We start from the raw sequence: 23,433 nt of genomic DNA, 5'->3' as shown, positions 1-23,433 counted from the left end.
ATGGCATCTTGCCGTATCGAGCAAGGGCTCCTTCTCGGTGCTGCTGCCGATTCCGTTCAATGATTTCACCACGCGCGACGCGCAGACCGGTGAGACCACGCATGTGGTCGGCGGCAAGAGCTCCGAAGGAATCAAGTTTGTCGCGGTCGAACTGCCGCCCGGCAACAAGCCGCCGCCGGATCTCGCTTCAATCCCGAAAACGCTGGCCGCAAATCCGGCGAACAAGGTTTCCGACGTCGGCCGTAGGACAAGCGGCGATGCCGAGATTCTGACCCTGACGGTGAGCGATGGCGGCAAGACCATGTACATGCGCTGCATCGATGCGAAAGGCACGCGCTACACATTGACGATCGAGTTTCCCAATGCCTATCGGGACCTGATCGCTGCAAACAAAGACAGGTTCTTCGAGTCATTCAAACTGAAGAAGAACTCCTGAGCGGCGGACCGTCAGCGCTCGCCGTGCACGGGTGCGCATAGACTTCGGCCACGCCGCTGATCGCGATCCCATTGTGCTGCTCGACTGCTGGCTGGGCATTGCGATCAACACTCCTTGAACGCTTTGTGATGATTCGGCCACGATTGACCTTCATCGTCTACGACCAAAGTTCATGGGCCGTTCATTTCGATTTCCGTACCTGTTCCACCCAAGAAGCTCGGCAAAACCTGCCCCAACAAGGAGACTTCCATGCGTGAGATCGTCCGTCCCGTAACTGCTGCGCTGAGCGTCGCGTGTCTCGCGATCGCCATGACCGCGGCGTCGAACAGCGGCGCATTCGCGCAGGCCAAGCAGCAGCAGATGGCGCCGCCGGCCAAGCAGCCCGCGCAAGCCGCGCCACCCGCGCAGGCTGCGGCTCCGGCACAGGACCAGGCCCCGCCGATCAAGCAGATCGCGCTGACCGACAAGCAGGTCGATGGCGCGCTCGCCGCGGCCAAGGAAATGGACCCGATCACCGCGAAGCTTTCCCAGGACGCCAAGCCGGATCCGAAGATCGTCGGCCAGCTCGAGGGCATCGTCAAGAAGAACGGCTTCGCCAGCTATGACGAGTACAACAACGTTGTCGACAACATCTCGCTGGTGCTCGGCGGCTTCGATCCGCAGACCAAGAAGTATATCGGTCCCGAGGCCGTGCTGAAGGCGCAGATCGCCCAGGTCCAGGCCGACAAGAAGATGTCGGCCAAGGACAAGAAGGATGCGCTCGCCGACCTCAACGACGCCCTGAAGTCGCCGCCGCCCGCGGTCGAGAACAAGGGCAACATCGATCTCGTGACCAAGAGCTACGACAAGCTGATGGAAGAGTTCGGCGGCAGCGACGACAATTAATGCGTCGCATCGAATCAGGAATCGAATCAGGAAGAGAGCCCCGGAGAAATTCTCCGGGGCTTTTTTATTGTCTCGGAACGCGCCCGGCTCAAGATGAACGAAATAATAAGCGCTGCTCCAGCCCCGTCATTGCGAGCCAACGGGTCGCGCGAACGCGCGCCCGATGACAGGCTCCGCGAAGCAATCCATCTCACCGCAAGCGGAGAAATGGATTGCTTCGTCGCTATCGCTCCTCGCAATGACGGCAGTGTAAAGCCATCGTCTGGTTCAGGTGCGCGTGCGCATCCGCATCATGAAGCTGTCGAACGAGAGCTCGGCGACCTGCATCCAGGCCAGCGATTCGTTGCGATAGGCGGCCAGGCTCGCATGCATCTTGCCGAAATGCGGGTTGCTCTTGGAAAGATCCGCATAGATCTCGTTGGCCGCGTTGTAGCAGGCTTCCAGCACTTCCTGCGGGAACGGGCGCAACTGCGCGCCGGCCACGATCAGGCGCTTCAGCGCCGGCGGGTTGACCGCATCATATTTGCCGGTCACCCAGGTGAAGGTGTCTTCGGAGGCGGCCTGGATCGCGGCCTGATAGTGCTTCGGCAGCGCGTTCCACTTGTCCTTGTTCATCACATTGTGGCCTTGGCCGGTGCCTTCCCACCAGCCGGGGTAGTAGTAGAACTTCGCGACCTTGACGAAGCCGAGCTTCTCGTCGTCATACGGCCCGACCCATTCAGCGGCGTCGATGGTGCCTTTTTCCAGCGCCGGATAGATGTCGCCGCCGGCGATCTGCTGCGGCACCCCGCCGACCTTGGCGATGATGGTGCCGGCGAAGCCGCCGACCCGGAATTTCAAGCCCTGGAAATCCGCCATCGACTTGATCTCCTTCCGGAACCAGCCGCCCATCTGGGCGCCGGTCGAGCCGGTCGGAATGCCGATGCAGTTGAATTCTGCGAGCAGATTGTTGAGCAGGTCGGTGCCGCCGCCCCATTGCAGCCAGGAAATGTGCTGGCGCGTGTTGAGGCCGAACGGCAGCGACGTGCCGAAGGTGAAGGCGGGATTCTTGCCCCAGTAGTAATACAGCGCGGTATTGCCCATCTCGACCGTGCCGTTGGAGACGGCGTCCAGCACCTGCAAGCCGGGCACGATCTCGCCGGCGGCGAACGACTGGATCTGGAAGCGGTTGTCGGTGATCTCGGCGACGCGCTTGCAGAAGAATTCACACCCGCCATAGAGCGTATCGAGCGCCTTCGGCCAGCTCGCCGCGAGCCGCCACCTGACCTCCGGCATCGATTGCGCGACCGCGGGCGCGGCGACCGCCGTCGCAGCCAGGCCGACGCCGCCTGCCTTCAAGAATTCACGACGTTTCATGCGTATCCCTCCTGTGTGCCGATACCTCGACAAGGGGAACGATCTTGGTGTCGTCTTTCTTCGCCGATCGATCGACGTTCTGTGATGAATGTGTCCGGTGGCCCTCGACGGGCTCTTGTTGTGGAAATCCGAGTTTCCGGTTCCGCCGGTCAGGATGATCGTTTGCCGGAGGAAATCAAGCGCCTGCCTTCGTTGCAGGTGCGAAGGACAATCGGCGCTGTCGGTCTCATCCGATACCCGCCGCGATGGCTGCCGGCCCTGCCGCGATCTGCTACGCAGGGCGGGTGGGTTGATGGGAGTTCAAGGACATGGCCAACAAGAAAATCGTGGTTGCCGGCGCAACCGGCCTCGTGGGCAACGCCGCCTTGCGACACTTCGGCGCATCCGACGATTGCGAGTGCATTGCGCTGTCGCGCCGCAAGCCACGCGATCTCTACGGCGCGCGGCATGTGCGAATCGATCTCACCAGCGCGGAGGATTGCCGTCGCGCTGCGGCGGAGCTCGGCGGCGCAACGCACCTGATCTACGCCGCGCTCTATGAGGCGCCCAGCCTGGTCGATGGCTGGCGCGATGCCGGGCAGATCGAAACCAACGACCGGATGCTGCGCAATTTGATGGGCGTGCTCGAACCCGTCGCGCCCGATCTCAAGCATGTCGCGCTGCTGCAGGGCACCAAGGCCTATGGCGTGCATGTCCGGCCGCTCACGGTGCCGGCACGCGAGGGCCGTTCGGAGATGTACGAGCAGCCGAATTTCTATTGGGCGCAGGAGAATTTCCTGCGCGAGCTGCAGCGGGGCAAGAGCTGGCACTGGAGCATCTTGCGCCCGGTCCTGATCATCGGCGAAGCCATGGGCGGCGCGATGGATCTGATCCCGCCGCTCGGCGTCTACGCGGCGGTGCTGCGCGCGCAGGGCAGGCCGCTGGATTATCCGGGCGGCGCGCCGCGCGTCGCGCAAGCGGTCGATGTCGATCTGCTGGCACGCGCGATCGCTTGGTCGGGCGACGCCGAGGCTGCGCGCAATGAAGCGTTCAACGTCACCAATGGCGACGTCTTCACCTGGGAAAATATCTGGCCGGCGGTATCGGATGCGCTCGAGATGACGCCGGGCCGGCACGTGCCGCTGTCGCTGGCGCAGCAATATCCGAAATGGATCGCGCAGTGGGACGAATTGCGCAGGACGCACGACCTGATCGCGCCCGGCCTGGAGGAGTTCGTCGGCCTGTCGTTCCAATATGCCGATTACAGCATGCGCTACGGACAGACTGAAGCTGGTCCGCCGTCGATCGTCTCGACGGTGAAGATCAACCAGGCCGGCTTCACCGAGATGATGGATACGGAAGCCATGTTCCGTAAGTGGTTCAAGCTGGCGAAGGCGAGCCGGCTGCTGCCGTAGTATTGAGCCGCGCTCCATCTTCTCCCTCTCCCCGTTCTTACGGGGAGAGGGTTGGGGTGAGGGGCTTCTATCCGGCAGGCAGAACAGAACTTGTTGAGCACCGTGCCTCGCCCCTCACCCGGATCGCATCTTCGATGCGATCCGACCTCTCCCCGCAAAGCGCGGGGAGAGGTGAAGAGCACAGCTCGCGCGGTGAATTGGCCGACGAGTTAGCGAGAAGCGCTACCGCGAGAACGCGGCTTCCATCACCTTGCGCGTCTTGATCGTATCGTTGCTCTCGTCGACCTCGACATCGCTCCAGCGCACGACAGCGCCATGGGCGACGTCGCTCTTCAGCTTCACCCGATGGGCAAGCCCGATCGGCAATGCGCCGGCGGCGAGGCTGGCGGCGGCCGGCATCAGCTTGCCCCACACCGTGTAGCCGCCTTCGCCGTCGAGCATCTCGCCGGCGCGCAGATTGCGCTTGGCCACCGCTGCGACGTCGCCGCGGAAGCCGCGCGGCTGCCCGGTCGGCTCGTTGCGCAGCGCCGCCGACAGCACGGAGATGTTCAGCTCGAGTCCGATCAGATGATACGGCTTGTACATCGCCGCATAGCGGCCGGAGGCGTCGGTCTTGAGGCCGTACTGCTTGAAGCAATCGGCGGCATAATCGTTGGGCGCCTCCAGCACCACATAGACGCCCCAGCGCAGATCGCGAAACACCGGACGGCCGTCGCGCTCCAGCGACGACACCACTTCGACGATGCCGGATTTCTCAAGCACGCCGCCCTTGTCGCGCGGCCGCATCACATGCGGCAGGTCGTCGACGCCGCAGGGCGGAAACAGCAATCCCTCCGACGGCACGTCGAGGGTGCAGGCATTGGCGATCGCCGCCATCTCGATCGCGGATTTGGTGCCGTCGAGGAAGGAGTTGAACATCTGCGGATTCATGCCGGCGGATTGCGCCTCGCCGGCGGTGAGCCCGTAATGCTGCCACACACCGTCCGGCGTGACGTCGTGATAGGCCGGCAGGTACTTCGTGCCTTTGCCGGCAGCGACGACGCGGAAGCCTGTCGCGCGGGCCCAGTCGACCATCTCGGCCGTCAGCGCCGGCTGGTCGCCATAGGCCAGCGAATAGACCACGCCGGACTTGCGTGCCTCCTCGGCGAGCAGCGGCCCCGCTAGCACATCGGCCTCGACATTGACCATCACGACATGCTTGCCGGCGGCAATCGCCGCGCGGGCATGGCGGATGCCGACGGCAGGATTGCCGGTCGCTTCCACCACGACATCGAATGCGCCACCGGCGATCGCACGCGCGCCGTCGTCGGTGAAGGTGGTGGCGCTGATCCGCGCGTCGTCCCAGCCGACGGTGCGGCACGCCTCGCGCGCGCGGTCACGGTCGAGATCGACGATCACGGGCACCTCAAGCCCCGGCGTGTGCGGCACCTGCGACAGGAACATCGAGCCGAATTTTCCGGCGCCGATCAGGATGACGCGCACCGGCTTGCCGGCGGCGGCGCGGGTTTTGAGGAGGTGATGCAGGTTCATGATGTGGATCCGATGTTGGTGCGCCGAGGCGAGGACCGTCACCAAAATCGTCATGGCCGGGCTTGACCCGGCCATCCACGTCTTGGCGAGAGCACTTTTGCTTGTCCGTGGATGCCCGGGTCAAGCCCGGGCATGACGAGTGTGTTCGATCGTTACTCCGCCGCCTGCCGCGGTGCACGGGCGAGCCGCAGCAGCGCGTCGTCGGCGACGGTCTGGATCGGCGTGAAGTCGCGGTGCGCGATGTAGTCGGGCCGCGTCGGGGTGCGGATGTAGTTCGAGACCGCGTTCAGCGTCAGGTAGACGATCTTGCGCGGGTAGGGCGTGATGTTGCCACTCGATCCGTGCACCAGATTGCCGTGGAACATCAGCATGCCGCCGGGCTTGCCGGTCGGCGCGACGATGCCGCCCTGCTTCACAAGGCGGGTCACCGTCTCTTCGTCCAGCGTCCACAGCGGGTAGGACGTGGTTTCGAGATCGTGCGAGGCCTTCAAATCGCCCGCGGTCTGGCTCTGCGGCACCAGCATCAGCGGGCCGTTGATCGGCATCACCTCGTCGAGGAAGATCGCGATGTTCATCGCGCGCGGCTCCGGCATGCCGTCATCGCGCTTCCAGGTGCCGTAGTCCTGGTGCCACTGCCAGACGTCGCCGGTGAAGGCCGCCTTCGCGTTGATCTTGAACTGATGCATGTAGACCTTTTCACCGAACAGCTGCTCGATGGGGTCGATCATGCGCGGATGCGCGCCTAGGGTGCCGAACGCCTCATTGTAGAGATGCGCGGCGAAGGCCGTGCGCGGCGCGCCGCTTTTCTCGCGCCACACCTCGGGGCGGTTGGCGTCATAGATCGAGACTGCCTCGCGCGCGAGGAAATCGACCTCTTCCTGGCTGAACAGCTCGGGCAGGAACAGCCAGCCTTCGCGATGGAAAAATTCGACCTGCTCTTGGGTCAGTTTCATGGTGCTTTCCTCCTGTTGTTATTGTCATTCCGGGTTCGGTGCTCCGCACCGCCCCGGAACGACGGCGTGAACGTCACGCCGCCACGTCGATTGCCCTCAGTTTCTCCTCGGTCATCCGTCCTGCCGTCTGCGCATGCGCCAGCGCCGCGGCTTCTGCCGCTGCGGCATTGCCGGAAAAAACATGCGCGGCGATGGTCTCGTGCTCGGTCCAGGCGCTGCCGCGGTAATCGAGCTCGGCGAGCACGGTCGCCATCGAGCGGCGCATATGCGGCCATTGCGGCGCGATCATCTCCTCGATCGCGGAATTGCCGGCGAGGCGATAGATCGCGCTGTGGAAATCGACGTCGAGTGCGATCAGGCGCGCCAGCGGCGTGCCGTCGTCAATCGCGCGTCCGGCTTCGAGCGCGGCTTCGAGCTGTGCGCGCGCCGCGGCATCTTCCTTTACACGCGCAGCGGCAAGCCGCGCCGCCAGCGCATCGATGGCGCCGCGGACTTCATAGAGTTCGCGGATGCGCTGCGGATCGAGCTGCGTCACCTCGAAGCCGCGTTTGCCGCTCTCCGCGACAAGGCCCTGGCGATGCAATAGATGCAGGGCGTGCGAAATCGGCTGGCGCGAGACGCCGAGCCGATCGGCAAGTTCGTTCTGGGTGATGCGCTGACCAGGCAGCAGCGTGCGGTCGATGATCGCTTCGAGCAATCGCCCGTAAACCTGGTCGATGAGGTTTGGAAGCGGGTCCAACGGGATCATACCGACTGTCCAGTTTGGAATACGGAATTCCGTGTTCGGAAATGAATCTACTGCGGGTTATGGAAGCGGTCAAGGCGGGAGGACAGCGAAATACTAAGCGATTGAAATAACAATGATTTATGAGACGGTCAGAGAGGTGACACCGCCGCTCCGTGCATCCGGCGGGGGTCTAATCAAGTGAGGTGAGCAGATCGGTTAGGCTCCCTCCCCCCTTGCGGGGGAGGGTTGGGGAGAGGGGCGGCCCCGGGCGCCGGCGCTAAAGATTGGCGCGCTGTTTCAAAGGATGCTGCTGCGCCTCCGCGCCCCGCTACTTCGCCTTGCCCAGCTCCATCAGCGTCCGCGTCATCAGATAGAGCCGCGGCACGATCGAGTTGGTGTCGATGTATTCGTCGCGCGCGTGATAGCCCCAGCCGGCGAGGCCGAAGCTTTCGACCACGACGGCCTTGCCGCTGCGCGCGGCGTAGCCGGCGTCGGTCGCGCCGCCGGTCATTTCCGCGATGTCGAGCGTGCGCCCGAGCTCGGTGTAGATCGCCTGTCCCTGCCTGGCGAGCGCGCGGCCGCGATCATCGGCGACGAACGGCGGACGGCCCGCGACGACCTTCACGGTCACCTCGGTGTCCGCGATCAGTCTGTTCTTCGCCTTCTCGTCGAGCGCGGCCTGCAGCTTTTGCACGCCGTCGGGAATGGTGAGGCGGATGTCGGCACCGGCTGTGGCGTGATCGGGGATCTGGTTGCGCACGGTGCCGGCCTTCGCGGTGGTCCAGTTCAGCTGCGTGCCCGGAATCGATTTCGCGACGTCCTGGGTCTGCAGCAATTGATGTGCGAGCTCGATCAGCGCGTTGCGGCCGAGCTGCGGCGCCGCGCCGGCATGCGAGGCCTTGCCTTTCACATCGATCGTGCCGGTGGCGGTGCCGCTGGCGCCGAGCAGCAAGCTCTCATTTTTCGCGACCGGCGGCGCCACCGTCGGCTCGCAGGACAGCACCACGTCGTGCTGGTCGGCGAGCTCGGCGATGATCTCGCCGGAGCCGATCGAGCCGACCTCCTCATCCGGATTGAACGACACCGTGAGCTTGGCGTAATCGCGCCAGCCCGCATCGTTCAGGATCTTGAGCGCATGCAGGATGACGGCGATGCCGCCCTTGTCGTCGGCAATGCCGGGTCCATAGATCCTGTTGCCGTCGATTTTGTAGGGCTGGGTGTCGAGGATGCCGTGCTCATAGACCGTGTCCATATGCGCGATCAGCATCAGCTTCTTCGTGCCGGTGCCCTCAAAGCTGCCGATCACCATGTCGGCGCCGGCGCCCTTCGTGGTCTTGCGCCGCTCGGTCTTGGCGCCGAGCGCCTTCAGCCGTGCCTCGGTGTAGTCGGCCATCTTCTTCAGGCCTTCGACATCGCTGGAGCCCGACTCGATCAGCACCATGTCTTGCAGGCTCTCGATCACTGCCGGCTGGGCCTGCTCGGCGGCCGCACGCAGCTTCTGCGGCGGCAAAGGCGGAGGAGGAGGCGAGAGCGAGCAGGCCGGCCGACGCGAGCAATTTGATGGATAGTTTCATGATCGTCCTCCCTGTGCAGGAAGACACTAGCATTGCGACTTTGCTGCCTCCAGCTGTGTCAGCCGCGCTCGAGCACCTCGACATCGAAGGTCTCGATCTCCGAGGCGTCGGCGGTCGCATCGATCGCCGCGATCCGGTCGCCGGAGATCGTGACCCGCAGCACGATGCGCAGCGCACCGCCGAAGATGACGGCAACGCCGATCCCGCCATCGACCAGAGCGGCTTTCGCTGCCTGTGCGCGTCCCTTGAAGCTTTCGGCCACCGCTGTGGCGCCGCGGATCACCGGCAGCGAGCCGAGCCGCTGCGCTGCCTGATCGGCGCGCACCACGACGTCGGGCGCCAGCACAGCCAGCAGCCCTTCGAAATCGCCGTTGCGGGATGCCGCGAGGAAGGCCTCGACGATGCCGCGCTGCCGGCTGAGATCGGCATCCGGTGCGGGCGGCGTACCCTGCACGCGACGCCTGGCACGGCTGGCGAGCTGCCGCGCGGCGGCCGGTGTGCGCCCGACGATCGGCGCGATCTCCTCGAACGGCACCGCGAACATGTCGTGCAGCACGAAAGCCAGCCGCTCGGCTGGCGCCAACGTTTCCAGCACCACGAGCAGCGCGGCGCCGACGGAATCGGCCATCTCGGTCTCGCGCTCGGACGGATTGTCCGCGATCGGCTCCGGCACATGTGGGCCGATCGGCTCCTCGCGGCGCGATTTGCGCGAGCGCAGCATGTCGAGACAGATGCGCGCGATCACCGTGGTCAGCCATCCGCCGAGATTGTCGACCGCAGCAGCGTCGGTGCGGCCGAGCCGCAGCCAGGTTTCCTGCACGGCATCGTCGACCTCGGCGGTCGAGCCCAGCATGCGATAGGCCACCGCCCGCAGGCGCGGCCGGTTGGCCTCGAACTGCTCGGCCAGAAATTGTTTCTCGTCCATCGGTCACATTCCCTTTGTCCGCTCCGTCATGGCCATGACGAACGAAACTGCGCCGATGTGACAACAGATCGGCGCAGCGGCGTCAAAGGACAAATCAGGAGAATGACATGATGAAAGCCCGCATGAACCACCCGGTGATGGTTGTTCCCGAGGCCATGAAGGCGTTGCAGGCGCTGAGCGAGAGCACCAAACCGGCATTGCCGGAAAAGCTGCTGGAACTGGTGCATCTGCGCGCCAGCCAGATCAATGGCTGTAGCGTCTGCGTCGATATGCATCCGAAGCTCGCCCGGCGTGCCGGCGAGACTGACGAGCGGCTGTTCGCGGTCGGTGCCTGGCGCGACGCGCCGTATTTCACCGAGGCCGAGCGCGCCGCGCTGGCGCTGACCGAAGCGGTGACCCGGCTCAGCGACCGCGAGGATCCGGTGACGGACGCGGTGTGGGACGAGGCGGCCAAGCACTTCGACGAGCAGCAGCTTGCGTCGCTGGTGCTGGGCATTGCGGCGATCAACGTCTGGAACCGGCTGAATGTCGCCGTGCGCCAGCCGGTCGGCGCCTGGAAGGTGTGAGAGAGTAACCTTCTTGCTTCGCCTCTCCCACAAGGGGAGAGGGTGCACCGCCTAAGCGGAGAGAAACTCCAGCACGATCTCGCAGTAGCGCTGCGGGGCCTGCTCGAACATCGGATGGGTGGTGCCCGGGATCATCTCGATGCGCGAACCCTTCACATTGGCGGCGAGCGCGTGCAGCACTTTCGGCAGCATGCCCTTGGTGTTGGCGCCGCCGATGAACAGCGTCGGTGTCTTGATCGCTTCCGCGTCCGCCTTCGAGAATGGCGGGCGTTGGTCGCGGGTCTGGCCGATCAGCGTGGTCGCATTGTCGCGCAGCAGCTGCTTGGAGGTTGCCGGAATCCGCTTCCACGCGCCGGGGCCTTCGAGCGCGTCCATGAAGATCTGCAAACCGCCGTCGATATCGCCCTTGGCGATTTCCGCCGCACATGCCGCGAAGCGTGCTGCCAGCGGCGAGGGGCCCGGCTTGAAATCGGGATCGAGGGTCTCGTCGAGCTCGCCGCCCGGCTCGGCGAGGATCAGCTTGCGCAACAGGTCCGGCCGCCGCTGCGCGGCGCGGAAGCAGATATGGCCGCCGCGGGAATGCCCCATCAGGTCGACCGGTCTGGTGTCGAATTTTTCGATAAAGGCGATCACGTCGTCGACATGCTGCGCGATCGAATAGGTGTCGCCGATGCCGTCCCAATGCGCCGGGAAGAAATGCCGCAGGCTGACCGCGATCACACGGTGCCGCCGCGTCAGCGGGCCGAGCACCGCCGACCAGATCCGGAAATCGCACAGCGAGCCGTGCACGCAGACCAGCGGCGGGCCCTCTCCGACATCGAGATAGGGCATGTCGAAACCGTTGACGTGGAGGCTGTGCATTTTGGGCTCGCGGAGAGGCAGGAGATGTTGTTGATTTGGCCGAAGTTCCCACGGAATTCGGGTGGATAGCAACATTCTCCAAGCCTAGATTCCGGATCAACAGCAAGCTCACGCGAGAGCTGAAGGGAACATCTGGAGCGAGCCATGACCGGCCAGCATTTTGCAATCTTCGAGACCATGATCGGCGCCTGCGGCGTCGTCTGGGGCGAGCACGGCGTCACCGGCGTGCAGCTGCCGATGGGCACCGAGGAGAAGACCCGCAAGCGGATCTTCCAGCGCAACGGCGAGGTTACCGAGGCGGCGCCGCCGGCCGAGGTGCAGCACGCGATCGACGGCATGATCGAGCTGCTCGCCGGCAAGCCGAACGACCTTGCCGACATCGTGCTCGATCTCGACGGCGTGCCGGAATTCAACCGCGGCGTCTACGACATCGCGCGGAAGATCCCGCCGGGCAAGACCGTAACCTATGGCGACATCGCCAAGCAGCTCGGCGGGGTCGAACTGTCCCGCGATGTCGGCCAGGCGCTCGGCCGCAACCCGTGCCCGATCGTGGTGCCTTGCCACCGCGTGCTTGCGGCGGGCAACAAGCCGGGCGGCTTCTCGGCCAATGGCGGCGTCGTCACCAAGCTGAAGATGCTGCAGATCGAAGGCGCGATCGTGAACCACACGCCGAGCTTGTTTGATTGAGGTGCACGCTCTTCTTATCCTCCCCTGGAGGGGGAGGATCGGTTCGCATGAAATGCGAACCGAGGTGGGGTGAAGGTCTCTCGTAACGGGCGCTGCTCGCGTTGAGAGATCACTCCACCCCGTCTCATATTGCGCTGCGCTTCATGTGAGCCGACCCAGAGAGCGAGCTACGCTCGTCTCGACCCCTCCAGGGGAGGGTGGCAGAGAGCGACTATCGCGAGTTTGGCTCACGTTACACCGTCTCGCACACAAACCCGCTGCCCTTCCGCCTGATCTTGCCAATCGACGGCGAGGGGAAATGCGCGGGGCAGCACAGCGTGTCGGTGTCGCAATAACGCTCCAGGAAGCCGCGCCGCGTTTTCGCGGCTTGCGCCTGGTCGACATCGAACTTCGCCGACAGCTCCGGATAATGCGTCTGGATCGGCGAGTGCATCAGATCGCCCGAAAAGACCGCAGCGTCCTTGCCGCGGCCGAAGGCGAAGGCGACGTGGCCCGGCGTGTGGCCGGGCGTCGGCAGGATGCGGGCATGGTCGCCGATCGCAAAATCATGGCCGACGATCTCCGCCCGCTTGGCCTCGACGACCGGCAGCACGCTGTCCACGAAAGGCGGAACCTCCGCCTTCGCGTTGCTCTCGGTCCAGTAGTCGAACTCGGCCTTGTCGAACACGTAGCGCGCATTTGGAAAGGTCGGCACCCAGCGGCCGTTCTCCAGCCGCGTGTTCCAGCCGACATGATCGACATGCAGATGCGTGCACATCACATAGTCGATGTCACCGACCGAAAAGCCGGCTGACGCCAGACTGCGCAGATAGTTGTCGTCGGTCTTCATGTTCCATTTCGGCCGCGCCGGCCGCGGCTTGTCGTTGCCGATACAGCTGTCGATCAGGATGGTGTGGTGCGGCGTCTTCACGACATAGGACTGGAACGCCAGGATCAAGGTGTCGCTGTCGTCGAGTGCACCGGTGGCCTGCATCCAACCGCGGTTCTCGGCGAGCACGTCCGGCGTCAGTCCGGGCAGCATGTCGTGCGCGGGCAGGAACGTGGTCTCCTGCTCGACGATGCGATGAATGGTGAGATCGCCGGCGGCAAACTTCAGGCTCATGGTGATTCCTTGGCGTTGGCGCTTTCGAGCGAGGTGGAGTCCGATTCGCGTGAGGAAAACGCGCAAAAAAATTCTAGTTAGCGTCGCGCACGGCGGGAATGATGATGTTGGCAAGGATATCCATCGCCGCAAGGCCTTCCTTCGGCTGGCCGTACTGGGCTGCCGTCGTCATCATCACAAGGTCGAGATCGCGACAATGACGGCGGGATATTGTCCGGTCGTGGTTGAGCCCGGCCGGCGATGCACAAGACCTGCGCCGGGAGGTGAGAGGCGGGGAGGCATTCGCGCGTCACATGCTCCCCGCTGTTGCCTTGGTCACGCCGCCGGCGGCGCCGAGATCTTCACCGACGGCCGCTCCAGCATTTTCTGGTAGAAGGCGTCGAGCTTGGGATAGGCCTTGCGCCAGCCGCAATCGGCGAAGCGGAAATCGGCATAGCCGAGCACGCAAACGAGGCCGATCTGCGCGATGTCGAAGGACGAGCCGTTCAGCACGTCCGGCCGGTTCTCGAACCGCGCCATGCCGGCCCAGGCCCTGTTCCAGTGATCGTCGTGCCAGGCCTGCCACAGCGAGCCCTGCGGCCGCACCATTTTCTCGTAGCGGCACAGCAGCATGGAATCGAGCATGCCGTTGAGCAGCGAGTGATCGGTCTTCAGCTTCCAGCGCCGCGGGCCGTAGCCCGGGATCAGCCGGCCGCCGCCGAGCTCGTTGAGATATTCGACGATGACGTAGGAATCGAGGATGACGTCGCCATGGTCGAGGATCAGCACCGGCAGTTTCTTCAGCGGCGAGATCTTGGAGTATTCGTCGTTGGCCGTGCCGGGCGCGACGGTCGCCGGCACCAGCTCGATCTTGTCGATCAGGCCAAGCTCGATCGCCGCGATGCGCACCTTGCGGGCGAACGGGGAGGCGGGAGAGAAGGTGAGTTTCATGGGGGAATTCCTTGCGAAGGCTCTTTCCTCTGTCATGGCCGGGCTTGACCCGGCCATCCATGTCTTTGCCTCCGTGGAAGACCTAAGACGTGGATGCCCGGGTCAAGCCCGGGCATGACGAATTCAGGAACAGCGTGGGCGCTTACGCTCCAACGATTTCCTGACGCTGCTCGCCGAGGCCTTCGATGCCGAGCGTCACGACGTCGCCGACATTGAGATATTGCGGCGGCTTCATGCCGGTGCCGACGCCGGGCGGGGTGCCGGTCGTGACGATATCGCCGGGCAGCAGCGTCATGAACTGCGAGACGTAGGAGATGCACTTCGCCATCGTGAAGATCATGGTCGAGGTCGTGCCGGTCTGGCGGCGCTGGCCGTTGACGTCGAGCCACATCGACAGTTTCTGGACGTCGGCGATTTCATCCTTGGTGGCGAGCCACGGGCCGACCGGACCGAACGTGTCGTGCGACTTGCCCTTGGTCCACTGACCGAGGCGCTCGATCTGGAAGTTGCGCTCGGAGACGTCGTTGCAGATGCAGTAGCCGGCGACGTGGTTCAGCGCGTCGGCCTCCGAGACATATTTGGCGCGGGTGCCGATGATGGCGGCGATCTCGACTTCCCAGTCGAGCTTGGTCGAACCGCGCGGCTTCTCGACCGCGTCGTTCGGGCCCGACAGTGCGGTGTTGGCCTTCAGGAAGAAGATCGGCTCGGACGGGATCGGGTTGCCGGTTTCCTTGGCGTGGTCGGAATAGTTCAGGCCGATCGCGACGAATTTGGAGATGCCGGTGACGGGGGCGCCGAAGCGCGGCTTGCCGGCGACGGCGGGCAGGGAGGCGGGATCGAGGGCAGCAAGCTTCTTCAGCGATTCCGGCGTGTAGGCATCGCCGGTCAGGTCCTTCAGATGGGCCGAGAGGTCGCGGAGCTGGCCGGATTTGTCGATCAGACCGGGCTTTTCCGCACCCTTTTCGCCATAACGAACAAGCTTCATGTTGATCACTCCCTACGATGTCCTGAGGATTGTTACTGGTATACCTCGACACGCTTCATGGAACAGCGCGCCGGGAAATTCAACCGCCCTGAGCGCGCTGCATTGCTGCCAAGCCTTATTTCAAGGCCATTTCGGTCCAATCAGCCCAGCGCGATAAACCTGAAGGCGTTGCCGTCGCGCTTGATGTGGCCGGCATTGAAATGCCCGCCGATCACCAGCGTCGACGTATCGGCAAAGCGCGAGAACAATTCGCGCCGCGTCGCGGCCGATTGCTTCTGGTCGGAGTCCGCGGTCGACGACCAGTCGAGGTGGTACATCTGGCAGGGATGATGCGCGACGTCGCCGGTCAAGAGGCCTTCCTCGCCGCCGGACCTGATGTGGACGCTCATATGGCCGGGGCTGTGTCCCGGCGTCGGGATCAGCGTGATCTCCTCGGTCAGCCGGTGGTCGCTCGGCACCAGCTCGGCCTTGCCGGCATCCGCGATCGGCTTCACGGAATCGGCGAACACAGCGGCATGCGCGGGATCGTCGCTGTGGTCGCGCCAGTGCTCGTATTCGGTCTTGCCGAACACGTAGCGCGCATTGGCGAAGGTCGGGACCCATTTGCCGCCGACGAGTTTGGTGTTCCAGCCGACATGGTCGACATGCAGGTGGGTGCACAGCACGGTGTCGATGCTGTCAGGGGCAAATCCGGCCGCGGTCAGCTTCTCCAGGAACGGATCGCTGCGGTTGTTCCAGGTCGGCACGTTGCGGCCCTGCTTGTCGTTGCCGAGCCCGGTGTCGACGATGATGCGCTGCTCCGGCGTCTCCACCAGCAGCGAATGGATCGACATTTTCAGCCGGCCCTCCTCGTTGGCGAAATGCGGGATCAGCCAGGGCAGGCTCTGGATCTCCTCCCGGCCGGCCAGCGGCAGGATGAAGCGGGTGCTGCCGACGGTCTCGAGCTCGACGACTTTGGTGATCCTGACCTTGCCAACGGTCCAGTGCATGCGGCGTGTCCTCTATTTTTTTGTTGCTCTTGCCGGACCATGCGGGTTTCCGCACGCCGACGCAATGGATCAAGTCGGCGCCTCCTGCGTTACCGCCTCGTTGGACGAAGGAGTGTGCAATGCCGGAACTCGCAATCTCCCCTGAAAAGGTCGGCTTCTTGATCGAGAAGGCGCGGGAATTCGACGTCAAGGAGGGGCTCGTCGATCCCGACTCCGGCTCGAACGGCGCCGACGACGACATGATCGATGTGCTGGAGGATGACGGCACGGATCCGGTGGCGCGCGAGATCACCGGCTTCATCAACGCGCTCAGCGAGGACGAGCAGGTCGACCTCGTCGCCCTGATGCGGCTCGGCCGCGGCGACGGCACGATCGAGGAATGGGCCGATCTCCGCCGCGAGGCGGCGCGCGGACGCACCGGCCATGTCGCCAACTATCTGTTGGGCGAGCCGATGCTCGGCGATCTCCTGGCTGAAGGACTCGACGAGTTTGGCTTGGGGCCGAGCGACGAACGCATCACGCCGATCCACTAAGGATGCGGCTCCTTGCTTACCTCGCCCCGCTTGCGGGGAGAGGTCGGAATTCAAGCGTAGCTTGAATTCCGGGTGAGGGGGGCCTCCGCAATCTTTGCCTTCACCGCTTTGCGGTGACAGCCCCTCACCCCAACCCTCTCCCCGTAAGAACGGGGAGAGGGAGTAGGAAGGAGAAACCGTGCTAACGCCCGCAGTCGACGATCACGGTGCCGATCTTGTCGCCCTTCTCGACGGCGAGATGGGCGTCGGCGGTCTCCGCCAGCGCGAATTGCCCGGCGATATTGTGCACGCGGGTGCCCGACGCCAGCCATTGGGTGATGTCGGCCTGCGCGGCCGCGAGCAGCGGCGGCGGCAGCGCAAACAGCACCAGCGAGCGCACGGTGATGCATTTCTCCATCAATTCGCGCACCGGCAGCGTCGGGGTGCGGTTGCCGTTGGTGGCGTAGACCGCGATCGTCGAGTTCATCGCCATGATCTTCAGCGTGGTCGCGAGATTGCCGCCGAAATCGACGTCGATCACGCGGTCGACACCGCGGTTCTCGGTGAAGGCCATCACCTTCGAGACGACGTCCTCGGTCCGGTAGTTGACGACGGTGTCCGCGCCGGCAAGCCGCGCCTCGACGTCCTTGACTTGCGAGCTCACCGTCGCGATCACGCGCGCGCCGCCCCACTTTGCCAATTGCACGGCGTAGTGGCCGACCGCGCCGGCGCCGCCGGTGACCAGCACCGTTTGTCCGGAGATCGGACCGTCGGCAAACAGCGCGCACCACGCGGTCATGCAGGGGATGCCGAGCGTAGCACCTGCCGCGAACGACACGTCCTGCGGCAGCGGCGTCACCAGGTAATCGGCGAGCGTGATGTATTCGGCCGCCGTGCCGAAGGCGCGGCCGTTGCGCTGGCCGTTGAACAGCCAGACGCGGTCGCCGACGGCAAAGCGGGTGACGCCTTCGCCGATCTGGTCGATGATCCCGGCACCGTCGCTGTTCGGGATCACGCGCGGGAATTCCATCGCGCGATAGTTGCCGCTGCGGCGGCCGACATCAGCCGGGTTGACGCCGGAGGCCTCGAGGCGAACCCGGACTTCACCGGGACCAGCCTCGAGCGTCGGCATCTCGCCGACGGTAAGCACCGTCGGCGCCGCGCCGGTCCGTTCGTACCAAACAGCTCTCACAACGTACCTGGGAAAGCACCGCCGTCGAGCAGCAGGTTCTGCCCGGTGATGAAGCCGGCCTTGGCGCCGCACAGGAATGCGCAGGCATAGCCGAATTCGTCGGGATCGCCGAAGCGGCCGGCGGGGTTCAGCTTGGCGCGCTCGGCCAGCACCTGCTCGGCCGAAATGCCGCGCTTCTCGGCCTCGGGCTTTGCGGTGCCGCGCAGGCGGTCGGTCTCGAACGGGCCCGGCAGCAGGCCGTTGATGGTGACGTTGTTGATCACGGTCTTGCGCGACAGGCCGGCGACGAAGCCGGTGAGGCCGGCGCGGGCGCCGTTGGACAGGCCGAGGATCTCGATCGGTGCCTTCACCGCCGCCGAGGTGATGTTGACGATGCGGCCGAACTTGCGCGCCATCATGCCGTCGACGGTCGCCTTGATCAGTTCGATCGGCGTCAGCATGTTGGCGTCGATCGCCTTGATCCAGTCGTCGCGGGTCCAGTTGCGGAAATCGCCCGGCGGCGGGCCGCCGGCATTGTTGATCAGGATGTCCGGCTCGGGGCAGGCCTTGAGCACGGCTTCGCGTCCCGCCGCCGTCGTGATGTCGCCGACGATCTCGGTGACGGTGACGCCGGGATGCGCCTTGCGGATTTCGTCGGCGGTCTGCTTCAGCGCCTCGGCGCCACGTGCCGTCAGGGTGACATCCACCCCCTCATTGGCGAGCGCGATCGCGCAGGCGCGGCCCAGTCCCTTGCTCGATGCGCATACGATGGCGCGGCGGCCTTTGATTCCAAGATCCACGGTTCACTCCCTGTGATGTCGGTCGGTTTGTAAAGGTTTGATGGCACCAGTCTAGCCAAGCTCGGCGGCGCCGATAAGGGACGTGCAATGCATAAGTGCATGCCGGACAGGAACAGTGCGGTGGGCCGGCGGGCTAGATGCGTTGCTCGCGCCGCAGCCGCTCGATCGCCATGGTGGCTTCGGGCGGCAGCGAGCGGAATCCGGCCTGTCCGGCCGCGGAGAACAACGGTCGCAATTGCGATCCGTTGAGGAATTGCGGCTGCCTGGTGAGCGGCACCAGCTGATCGAACACCAGCACCAGCGTGGTCACGACGAGACCGACCCTGATGGCGCCGAGCAGCGCGCCGCCGAGGCGGTCGCCGATCCCGATCTCCGAGCCGATGGTGTCGTCGAGCATCGTCCGCGCCATCTTTCCGAGGATGACGCCAATCAGGAGGAAGAGGCCGAACAGCAGCACGCCATTGGGCGGAAACGGCGACGACGGCAGCGTCGCGATGTGGGGCCCGATCATCGCCAGCGCGGCGACCGCAAGCGGCATGGCGACGAGATAGGCCAGGATAGTGACCGCGCTGCGCAACAGGCCGGTCGTGAAGCCGGTCACCACTGCGAACACCGACCCGAGGATGACGGCAAGATCGAAGAGGTTCATGGATGAGGAATTCCTGCCCCAATCTCCTACTGTCCCCTGGTTGATCAAACCTGCTTACATCAGGGACAATTGTCGCTATCACTCGTCCGCTTGAATCCGGGAACCTGTCGATGTCCGACCTATTCGATGTCAGTAAAGAAATCATCCTCATCACCGGCGCCTCGCAGGGGCTCGGGCGGCAGTTCGCCCGCGTGCTGGCGGCACATGGCGCCGCGGTGGTGTTGGCCGCGCGCCAGACCGCGAAGCTGAAAAGCCTCGAGGAGGAGATCAAGGCCAAGGGCGGCCGCGCTGCCGCGGTGCAGATGGACGTCGCGGATATTTCCGGCATCGCGCAAGCGCTCGACGCCGCCGAAGCCGCGCTCGGTCCGGTCACGGTCCTGATCAACAATGCCGGCATCGCGATCGAGAAACTGTCGACCGAGCAGACCGAGGCGGATTGGGACGCCGTGATCAGCGCTAATCTGAAGGGCGCCTACTTCCTCGCGACCGAACTTGCGCGGCGCATGATGGCGCGCAAGCAGCCGGGCAATATCATCAACGTCGCGTCCGTGCTCGGACAAGGCGTGCTCAAGGCGGTGTCGCCCTATGCGATCTCCAAGGCCGGCATGATCCAGGGCACCAAGGCGATGGCGCTGGAGCTCGCCGGCAACAACATCCGCGTCAACGCGCTGGCGCCGGGCTATATCGATACCGAGATGAACCATGATTTCTGGTCGACGCCGGCAGGCGAGCGGCTCGCCAAGCGCATCCCGCAGCGCCGGGTCGGTGCCGAGTCTGATCTCGACGGCGCGATCATGCTGCTCGCCTCCAACGCATCGCGCTACATGACCGGGACGGTGGTGACCGTGGATGGCGGGTTTCTGTTGAATTGAGGGACCGTCATTGCCGGGCTTGACCCGGCAATCCATCTCGCTTCACATCCGGGCTACGATTCCAACGCATCAAGTCACGAGCACGGCCCGGGGCAGCCGGCGCGGTTTCTGGATAATAGAATAATGCCGCTGATTTGCCCGACGAGTCAAGTCGCCGTGTCGAAGCCGGCAGCCCCCGGCTCCTTTGCATGGGGTTGTTTTCGATATTTTGCCAGTGCGGCCCCGCGACGGCAGCCTCATAGGGTGGGCAAAGGCGCTCTTGCGCTGTGGCCACCCTACGCATTTGGTCACCCCGCCCGCATCTCCGCCCTGATCATGTCGGCCGCCTTCTCGCCGATCACGATGGTCGGTGCATTGGTGTTGCCGCCGATCAGGGTCGGCATGATCGAGGCGTCGACTACGCGCAGGCCTTCGAGGCCGTGCACGCGCAGCTTCGGATCGACCACCGCGAGCGGATCGGCGGTACCCATCTTGCAGGTGCCGACCGGGTGATAGACCGTGTCGACGCGCTCGCGCAGGATGCTGCGGATGTCGTCGTCGGTGCGGACGTTGGATGTGAAGACATCCTTCTGCTGCAGGGCGCGCAGCGCCGGCGCCTCCATCAGCCGCCGCGTGGTCTTGTAGCCCGCCACCATCGATTCGAGATCGTCTTCCTCGCCGAGGAAGTTCGGGTCGATCAGCGGCGCCTGCATCGGGTCACTGCCGGCCAGCGCGACGCTGCCACGGCTCTTCGGCCGGAGCAGGCAGACATGGCAGGAGAAGCCGGTGCCGCCGTGGCGCTTGCGGCCGTGGTCGTCGACCATCGCCATGCCGAAATGCAGCTGGATGTCGGGGATGTCGAGATCGGGCCGCGTCTTCAGGAAGCCGCCGCATTCGGCGAAGTTCGAGGTGAGGGGGCCGCGGCGCTCGCGCCGATATTGCATGATGGCGCGGACGAGCCGCGGCATGCCCTTCAGCGAGATGCCGGCGAAGTTCGGATTGTCGGACATGTAGCCGAAGATGAAATCGGGATGGTCCTGCAGGTTTTGGCCGACGCCGGGCAGATGATGCACGCTGGCGAGGCCGTGCTTGCCGAGCGCTGCGGCATCGCCGACGCCCGACAGCATCAACAGCTGCGGCGACTGGAACGCGCCGGCGGCAAGCAGGACTTCGCGCCGCGCGCGAAGCTGCTTCAGCTCCTTGCCTTGGCGGTATTCGACGCCGACCGCGCGCTTACCCTCGAACAGGATGCGCGTCGCGTGCGCATTGGTCTCGACGCGCAGATTGGGACGCCTGCCGATATGCGGATGCACATAGGCGCGCGCCGCGCTCCAGCGCTCGCCGTTGCGCTGCGTCACCTGGTAGATGCCGAGGCCCTCATGGTCCTCGGCATTGAAATCCTCGCGGATGCGGAATTGCGCCTCCTGCGCCGCCTGCAGGAAGGTCTGCTGGATCGGATTGCCGGAGCGCAGCTTGTTGACGGCGAGCGGGCCGCCCTTGCCGTGATACTCGCCGTCGAAATCGGAATTGTCTTCCGAGCGTTTGAAATAGGGCAGCACGTCGGCGAACGCCCAGCCGGCATTGCCGAGCGCGGCCCAGTGGTCGTAGTCGGCGCGATGGCCGCGAATGTAGACCATGGCGTTGATCGCCGAGGAGCCGCCGAGCCCCTTGCCGCGCGGCTGGTAGCCGATGCGGCCGTTGAGGCCTTTCTGCGGCACGGTGTTGAAGGCCCAGTTGTTGACGGTGCCCGCGACCATCAGCACCAGCGCGCCGGGCGTGGTGACGACCCAATTGTCGTTGGTGCCGCCGGCATCGAGCAGCGCCACCGACGTCGCCGGATCCTCCGACAGCCGCCCAGTCACCGCGCAGCCGCCGGAGCCCGCGCCTATCACGACGAAATCGAATGTGTCAGTCACGCATGTTCCCCCTGGTCTTCGTTTTGCGTCATTGCGAGCGAAGCGAAGCAATCCATCTATCCGTTATGCGGCGCCATGGATTGCTTCGCTGCGCTCGCAATGACGGTGTGAATCCTACGATAACATCCGCATCAGCTTCTCCAGCCGCGCGACCTTCGCGCCATAGGGCGGATAGAGATCGGCAAGCCGGTTGAAGCGCGAGCGGTAGAACACCGGCTTGAACTTGGTCAGCGTCTTGAATCCCCACTCGCCGTGATAGGCGCCGGTGCCGGAGGCGCCAACGCCGCCCATCGGTTGATAGGCCTGCGCGAAGTGGAACAGGCAGTCATTGACGGTGCGCGCCAGCACCGCATCGCGGGCGGCGCTGTCGGTGCCGAACCAGTACAGCGCCAGCGGGCGTTCGCGGCTGTTGACGAAGGCGATCGCCTCCGCCGCTTCGCGCACGCCGATGACTGGCAACAGCGGCCCGAAGATCTCCTCCTGCATCACCGTCATGTCCGGCGTCGCGTCGACGATCACGGTCGGCGGAAATTTGCGCCTCGCCTTCCACTCGCGGTCGTTCGGCGCTGCCGGCTGCATGATGGTCGCGCCCTTCGCGGCGGCGTCGGCGACCAGCCCCTCGAGCCGTGCATAGTGCCGATCCGAGACGATCGACGTGTAATCGGCGTTATCGGGATCGGTACCGAACATGTGCTGCATGTGACCCTGCAGCCGCATCGCGAAGGGTTGCACCGCAGCCTGCGGCACCAGCGCGTAATCGGGCGCGATGCAGGTCTGGCCGGCATTGAGCAGCTTGCCATAGGCGATGCGCTGCGCGGCTTCGTCGATGTCGGCGGAGCCGTCGACGATCACGGGCGACTTGCCGCCGAGCTCGAGCGTCACCGGCGTCAAATTGCGGCCACAGGCTTCGGCCACCAGCCGGCCGACCCGGGTCGAGCCGGTGAAGATCAGATGATCGAATGGCAGTGCGGCAAACGCCTTTGCGATTTCGTCGTCGATATCGGTCACCGCGAGCTCGGTGACGTCGAATTTCTTGGCGATCGTCTCCACCAGCAGCTCGGCGAAGCGCGGCACCAGCTCGCTCGGTTTGATGATGGCGCGGTTGCCGGCCGCGATCGCGGCGACCGCGGGCGCCAGGGTCAGCTGCAGCGGATAATTCCACGGCGCGATGATGCCGACCACGCCGAGCGGCTGCGGCATCAGCCGGTTCTTGGCCGGCGCGAACTGCACCGTGGTCGGGACCCTCCGCGGCGCCATCCAGCCCTTGAGGTGCCTGACCGCGTGCCTGATCTCGCCGAGCACCAGCATGGTCTCGGCGATCGCGGTCTCGACGGTGGAGCGGTGGCCGAAATCGGCCGAGATCGCCGCCTCGAATCGCGCCTCATTCTCGGTCAGCGCGGCGCGCAGGCGGCGCAGCCGGTCGAGCCGTGCCTGCAATGTCGGCGCCGGCTCGCTGCGCGACAGCTCGAACTGGCGATGAAAGGCCTCCTCAAGCGCATGCAGCCCCGGGCTCTTCGATGGCCGGTCCATGGCATTTCCCCCTCGGATGACGTTTTCTTGACTGATTTGTTGCGCGCCAAGCTCCGCTTTTGCGCGCGGTCTGGCAAGGCCCGGTTCCCGGCGGTAAATCCTGC

General features: G+C 64.8%; 23 protein-coding genes (1 of these 23 only partly in view). 7 read left to right on the top strand and 16 right to left on the bottom strand.

The genetic code is table 11. From position 1 onward, the window contains the following. Together I6F38_RS12160 and I6F38_RS12155 are read left to right on the top strand one after the other, a co-directional pair. On the top strand, nt 1–436 hold the 3' portion of the coding sequence (locus I6F38_RS12160) for a hypothetical protein (RefSeq protein ID WP_225160475.1). Its footprint begins 113 nt before the window's first position; the window shows 436 of its 549 coding nt (coding positions 114–549); the start codon falls outside the window, past its left edge; the stop codon is at nt 434–436. 249 nt (nt 437–685) lie between these two features. Further along, entirely contained in the window at nt 686–1,321 is a 636-nt protein-coding gene (locus I6F38_RS12155; RefSeq protein ID WP_225160474.1) for a hypothetical protein, read from the top strand. Nucleotides 1,322–1,588: 267 nt separating this feature from the next. On the opposite strand, the gene dctP is transcribed toward I6F38_RS12155, so the two are convergent. Beyond that, nucleotides 1,589–2,677: a TRAP transporter substrate-binding protein DctP gene (dctP, locus tag I6F38_RS12150; RefSeq protein WP_028341905.1), complete on the bottom strand. Its 1,089-nt coding sequence runs from the start codon at nt 2,675–2,677 to the stop codon at nt 1,589–1,591. Between the two features lie 308 nt (nt 2,678–2,985). Here dctP and I6F38_RS12145 point away from each other — a divergent pair, with 308 nt between their 5' ends. Next, nucleotides 2,986–4,071, top strand: coding sequence for an NAD-dependent epimerase/dehydratase family protein (locus tag I6F38_RS12145; RefSeq protein WP_225160473.1), 1,086 nt, complete (start codon nt 2,986–2,988; stop codon nt 4,069–4,071). Nucleotides 4,072–4,293: 222 nt separating this feature from the next. On the opposite strand, the gene I6F38_RS12140 is transcribed toward I6F38_RS12145, so the two are convergent. The 5 genes from I6F38_RS12140 to I6F38_RS12120 all read right to left on the bottom strand — a co-directional run bounded on the left by I6F38_RS12140 (nt 4,294) and on the right by I6F38_RS12120 (nt 9,780). Next, on the bottom strand, nt 4,294–5,601 hold the full coding sequence (locus tag I6F38_RS12140; RefSeq protein WP_225160472.1) for a Gfo/Idh/MocA family oxidoreductase: 1,308 nt from the start codon (nt 5,599–5,601) through the stop codon (nt 4,294–4,296). 152 nt (nt 5,602–5,753) lie between these two features. Then, nucleotides 5,754–6,554: a phytanoyl-CoA dioxygenase family protein gene (locus tag I6F38_RS12135; protein WP_050425629.1), complete on the bottom strand. Its 801-nt coding sequence runs from the start codon at nt 6,552–6,554 to the stop codon at nt 5,754–5,756. Between the two features lie 73 nt (nt 6,555–6,627). Further along, the gene (locus tag I6F38_RS12130) at nt 6,628–7,302 is read right to left on the bottom strand and encodes a GntR family transcriptional regulator (RefSeq protein WP_212056821.1); all 675 of its coding nucleotides are present in this window, start codon (nt 7,300–7,302) and stop codon (nt 6,628–6,630) included. A gap of 307 nt (nt 7,303–7,609) precedes the next feature. Further along, nucleotides 7,610–8,791: a M20/M25/M40 family metallo-hydrolase gene (locus I6F38_RS12125; protein ID WP_249794148.1), complete on the bottom strand. Its 1,182-nt coding sequence runs from the start codon at nt 8,789–8,791 to the stop codon at nt 7,610–7,612. Between the two features lie 122 nt (nt 8,792–8,913). After that, nucleotides 8,914–9,780 carry a sigma-70 family RNA polymerase sigma factor gene (locus I6F38_RS12120; RefSeq protein WP_225160471.1) on the bottom strand — a complete coding sequence of 289 codons (867 nt, stop codon included), beginning with the start codon at nt 9,778–9,780 and terminating at the stop codon, nt 8,914–8,916. Nucleotides 9,781–9,890: 110 nt separating this feature from the next. Between I6F38_RS12120 and I6F38_RS12115 the strand changes: the two genes are divergently transcribed. Beyond that, complete coding sequence (locus I6F38_RS12115; RefSeq protein ID WP_028341912.1) at nt 9,891–10,346, top strand: carboxymuconolactone decarboxylase family protein; 456 nt, start codon at nt 9,891–9,893, stop codon at nt 10,344–10,346. 51 nt (nt 10,347–10,397) lie between these two features. Here I6F38_RS12115 and I6F38_RS12110 read toward each other — a convergent pair whose 3' ends face one another. After that, the gene (locus I6F38_RS12110; RefSeq protein WP_225160470.1) at nt 10,398–11,207 is read right to left on the bottom strand and encodes an alpha/beta hydrolase; all 810 of its coding nucleotides are present in this window, start codon (nt 11,205–11,207) and stop codon (nt 10,398–10,400) included. Nucleotides 11,208–11,351: 144 nt separating this feature from the next. Here I6F38_RS12110 and I6F38_RS12105 point away from each other — a divergent pair, with 144 nt between their 5' ends. Beyond that, complete coding sequence (locus I6F38_RS12105; protein WP_057017846.1) at nt 11,352–11,894, top strand: methylated-DNA--[protein]-cysteine S-methyltransferase; 543 nt, start codon at nt 11,352–11,354, stop codon at nt 11,892–11,894. 232 nt (nt 11,895–12,126) lie between these two features. Here I6F38_RS12105 and I6F38_RS12100 read toward each other — a convergent pair whose 3' ends face one another. The 4 genes from I6F38_RS12100 to I6F38_RS12085 all read right to left on the bottom strand — a co-directional run bounded on the left by I6F38_RS12100 (nt 12,127) and on the right by I6F38_RS12085 (nt 15,900). Beyond that, on the bottom strand, nt 12,127–12,996 hold the full coding sequence (locus tag I6F38_RS12100) for an MBL fold metallo-hydrolase (RefSeq protein WP_225160469.1): 870 nt from the start codon (nt 12,994–12,996) through the stop codon (nt 12,127–12,129). 315 nt (nt 12,997–13,311) lie between these two features. After that, the gene (locus I6F38_RS12095) at nt 13,312–13,926 is read right to left on the bottom strand and encodes a glutathione S-transferase family protein (protein ID WP_038385276.1); all 615 of its coding nucleotides are present in this window, start codon (nt 13,924–13,926) and stop codon (nt 13,312–13,314) included. 142 nt (nt 13,927–14,068) lie between these two features. Further along, nucleotides 14,069–14,911 (bottom strand): fumarylacetoacetate hydrolase family protein, encoded by an 843-nt coding sequence (locus I6F38_RS12090; protein ID WP_050385678.1) that lies wholly within the window; start codon nt 14,909–14,911, stop codon nt 14,069–14,071. 140 nt (nt 14,912–15,051) lie between these two features. After that, nucleotides 15,052–15,900 carry an MBL fold metallo-hydrolase gene (locus I6F38_RS12085; protein WP_225160468.1) on the bottom strand — a complete coding sequence of 283 codons (849 nt, stop codon included), beginning with the start codon at nt 15,898–15,900 and terminating at the stop codon, nt 15,052–15,054. Nucleotides 15,901–16,019: 119 nt separating this feature from the next. On the opposite strand from I6F38_RS12085, the gene I6F38_RS12080 reads away from it, so the two are divergent. Continuing rightward, nucleotides 16,020–16,433, top strand: coding sequence for a DUF3775 domain-containing protein (locus I6F38_RS12080; protein ID WP_057017842.1), 414 nt, complete (start codon nt 16,020–16,022; stop codon nt 16,431–16,433). A gap of 181 nt (nt 16,434–16,614) precedes the next feature. Here I6F38_RS12080 and I6F38_RS12075 read toward each other — a convergent pair whose 3' ends face one another. The 3 genes from I6F38_RS12075 to I6F38_RS12065 form a co-directional block, all read right to left on the bottom strand. Further along, nucleotides 16,615–17,562, bottom strand: coding sequence for an NADPH:quinone reductase (locus I6F38_RS12075; RefSeq protein WP_225160467.1), 948 nt, complete (start codon nt 17,560–17,562; stop codon nt 16,615–16,617). Nucleotides 17,563–17,600: 38 nt separating this feature from the next. Beyond that, nucleotides 17,601–18,383: an SDR family oxidoreductase gene (locus I6F38_RS12070; RefSeq protein ID WP_225160466.1), complete on the bottom strand. Its 783-nt coding sequence runs from the start codon at nt 18,381–18,383 to the stop codon at nt 17,601–17,603. A 133-nt stretch (nt 18,384–18,516) separates the two neighbouring features. Beyond that, nucleotides 18,517–19,032 carry a CvpA family protein gene (locus tag I6F38_RS12065; protein ID WP_225160465.1) on the bottom strand — a complete coding sequence of 172 codons (516 nt, stop codon included), beginning with the start codon at nt 19,030–19,032 and terminating at the stop codon, nt 18,517–18,519. Between the two features lie 110 nt (nt 19,033–19,142). Between I6F38_RS12065 and I6F38_RS12060 the strand changes: the two genes are divergently transcribed. After that, nucleotides 19,143–19,904, top strand: a complete 762-nt coding sequence (locus tag I6F38_RS12060; RefSeq protein ID WP_057017838.1) for an SDR family NAD(P)-dependent oxidoreductase — start codon at nt 19,143–19,145, stop codon at nt 19,902–19,904. 287 nt (nt 19,905–20,191) lie between these two features. On the opposite strand, the gene I6F38_RS12055 is transcribed toward I6F38_RS12060, so the two are convergent. Together I6F38_RS12055 and I6F38_RS12050 are read right to left on the bottom strand one after the other, a co-directional pair. Continuing rightward, nucleotides 20,192–21,799 (bottom strand): GMC family oxidoreductase N-terminal domain-containing protein, encoded by a 1,608-nt coding sequence (locus I6F38_RS12055; RefSeq protein WP_225160464.1) that lies wholly within the window; start codon nt 21,797–21,799, stop codon nt 20,192–20,194. Between the two features lie 114 nt (nt 21,800–21,913). Continuing rightward, a complete protein-coding gene (locus I6F38_RS12050; protein WP_225160463.1) occupies nt 21,914–23,329 on the bottom strand; it encodes an aldehyde dehydrogenase family protein in 1,416 nt (471 codons plus the stop codon). Nucleotides 23,330–23,433 lie beyond the last annotated feature (104 nt).

The sequence above is a fragment of the Bradyrhizobium sp. BRP56 genome (genome assembly GCF_020194035.1).
In the GTDB taxonomy this organism is placed as follows: Bacteria; Pseudomonadota; Alphaproteobacteria; order Rhizobiales; family Xanthobacteraceae; genus Bradyrhizobium; species Bradyrhizobium australafricanum.
This window is presented reverse-complemented; position numbering and strand designations above follow the sequence as displayed.